The following is a 226-nucleotide window of genomic DNA, read 5'->3' as shown; positions in this document are numbered from 1 at the left end:
CGGCGCCCCTGCGCGAGCAGGCCCTCACCGCTACGCCCCGACAACACCCACACCACCGCATCGGATTTCACTACAGGCACCGGATCGGTGTCGGGTGTCTCGGTGTCGGGTGTCTCGGTGTCGGGTGTCTCGGTGTCGGGTGGTGCCTGTTCGAGGATGACGTGGGCGTTGGTACCCGAGACGCCGAAGGCAGATACCGCCGCACGACGCGGCCGGTCGGCCACGG

Annotated in this window: 1 protein-coding gene; it reads right to left on the bottom strand. The window is 69.0% G+C overall.

Annotated features, from left to right (window positions below; all coding sequences use genetic code 11):
• On the bottom strand, positions 1-226 hold a 226-nt coding region (locus tag JZ792_RS41640; RefSeq protein ID WP_308165660.1), incomplete at both ends, for a ketoacyl-synthetase C-terminal extension domain-containing protein.

It is taken from the genome of Nocardia noduli (assembly GCF_019038455.1).
Classification (GTDB): Bacteria; Actinomycetota; Actinomycetes; order Mycobacteriales; family Mycobacteriaceae; genus Nocardia; species Nocardia noduli.
The sequence above is the reverse complement of the archived record's forward strand: the minus strand, read 5'-3'. Positions and strand labels throughout refer to the sequence as shown.